The 2,005-nt window shown below is 59.8% G+C and carries 2 protein-coding genes; one reads left to right on the top strand and one right to left on the bottom strand.

The annotated features are described in order from the left end of the window. Positions 1-34: 34 nt before the first annotated feature. Complete coding sequence (locus EOA86_RS32410) at positions 35-1,183, bottom strand: DUF3182 family protein (protein WP_128345317.1); 1,149 nt, start codon at positions 1,181-1,183, stop codon at positions 35-37. A 264-nt stretch (positions 1,184-1,447) separates the two neighbouring features. Here EOA86_RS32410 and EOA86_RS32405 point away from each other — a divergent pair. After that, the coding region (locus EOA86_RS32405) for an MBL fold metallo-hydrolase (protein WP_245497448.1) at positions 1,448-2,005 on the top strand (558 nt) is incomplete at its 3' end.

Here is a 2,005-nt window from a genome sequence, read left to right as displayed (position 1 = left end):
GCGACCATCGATGGCGCAGGGCAAGTCTACGATGCTAATCGGCCGCTTTCCTTGGCGGCTCCCGGGTCGCATGGGTGACCACGGTATAGCGCGTAATCGGCCCGTCATCGGGGTCTTCTCCTTGAAAGTGAATATCCGCCTTCACTGGCAGCCGGCTGGTATTGCCGAACGCCTTAACTGCGGACGCACGGACGAGTTGGATGGCCGGGTCTTGCTTCATGATTTTTATTGCCGCAAGCTCGGCAGTACTGCTGCCGCCAATACGCCAGCTGGCTTCGAGCACGCCGGATCGCCAGGTACCCGACGAGTCGACCCCCTGGCCGATATCGTAATTGCGCCGCGAGGCGAAAAATCCAGGATACCCAGCCGTCGCCGCGTCATAGGCCTTCGCCTGCGCCGTTGCCAAAGCTAGTGCGCGAGGAAGCTGAAGATCTTGGAGAGCTTCCCATCCGCCGCGCACTACAATGAGATCCGATCCGCCGTAAACGGATTGTCCCGCATTATCGGTCGTCGTCCTTTGAGAGCCGTAGTAGGCGACCCTTATTTCGTCGATCTCCGTTCTGCCAACGCTTAGCGTGACGATGTCACGAAGGTCCGCTTCGAGCACCAGACCGGACTCGTCCAGGTCGAGGAAGCGGTATCGCTCGAGCAGTCCCTCGACGTCAGCGACCGTGCGAACGATGTGCTGGTCCTGGCCTCGCGAGGAAAGCGGTGGCTTAAGCCGGGCCTGCCCGAGCCTCAGCAGACGTTCCGCTGCTCGCAGCGCATCGTGCCGCGAAAACACCGTGTAGCCAGGCAATACTGCTGCGCTGACAGTTCTGCCGAAGCCGGTTGACCATTCTTTCGGTCGCTTGGCCAAGCCGTCGACCAGTTCATGGGTTATCGCCTTGGTCATTGCGAAGCGCCAAGGCACCACGCCGCCGAAGAGATCCTGCGGCCCGTTGATACCTAGCCGTGCCGCATCGGGAGCAAGCAAGCTGTCGTCCGGCACGAAATACAAGCCGTTGCCGCCGCTGTTGCCTAGACCCTGCTGGAAGGCAAATCCCTTGAGACTCGCAATCGTGCGGGCAACGGCAGCCATAGCTTCCCGTTCGTGAGCATAGAGGGGCTCGCAGCCCGGCGCGGAGAATGCGATTACGGTGCCTTTTGCCTCGCTCGGCTGAGTGCCTCTGTGCTCGGTCATCTCGTTCGTTCCGGTGCTACCTCATTGTGGCCGCGGATTGCCGATGTTTCGGCCCGCGCTTCGGTCCGACCCAAGAGAACGCGCAAGATGGCAGAAACGTTCAGCCTGGCTTGGCCGGCCGCCGTACTTCTGCGTCCTTTCGAACGATATACGTCGGGAACCGCTACCCGGAGCGCGCGATTAGAGGGGTAGACGTGAGGTCCAGATCGTGTCTGAAGGTGAGCGCCTGGTGGCGAAATTCGAAAACAGTATCGGGTGAATTCGGTGACGTTGCTGGTTCAGCCGCGCCTGGTCAACGACCCCTTCTCGGATGCGGGGCTCCTTCTGGATTTCCGATTCGGCAACCGGGCGATGCTCTTCGACATTGGTGATCTGTCGCCACTTTCGCCGCGCGAAATCCTGCGCGTCAGCCATGTGTTCGTATCACATATGCATATGGACCATTTCGCCGGCTTCGATCGGCTCCTGCGGTTATTTCTATACAGGAATAGAACAGTGCATTTCTTCGGCCCGCCTGGGGTGACCGCGGCCGTGCAAGCCAAGCTCAACGCATACACGTGGAATCTCCTCGACGAACAGTCCCACGATTTCATGATAGCGGCCTGCGACTGGACGCCGGGCGGATTTCATCATTGCCGCCTGTTTCGGGCGCGATCGGGCTTCGCTCGAGAGGATACTGCCTCGACCTCAGCCGAAGGAAATGTCCTGCTCGATGATCCCGATTTCCGTGTCGAAGCAGCAATGCTTGACCACGGCGTTCCATGCCTTGCATTCGCGTTTCAGGAAAAGATCCGGGTCAATGTGCAAAAACCGCAACTGGAA

Origin of the sequence: Mesorhizobium sp. M5C.F.Ca.IN.020.32.2.1 (assembly GCF_004023105.1) — a bacterium.
In the GTDB taxonomy this organism is placed as follows: domain Bacteria; phylum Pseudomonadota; class Alphaproteobacteria; order Rhizobiales; family Rhizobiaceae; genus Mesorhizobium; species Mesorhizobium wenxiniae.
This window is presented reverse-complemented; position numbering and strand designations above follow the sequence as displayed.

What these genes read in the sequence shown, in the direction of transcription:
- EOA86_RS32410 (WP_128345317.1), bottom strand. Translation starts at nt 1,183, where the DNA reads ATGACCGAGCACAGAGGCACTCAGCCGAGCGAGGCAAAAGGCACCGTA.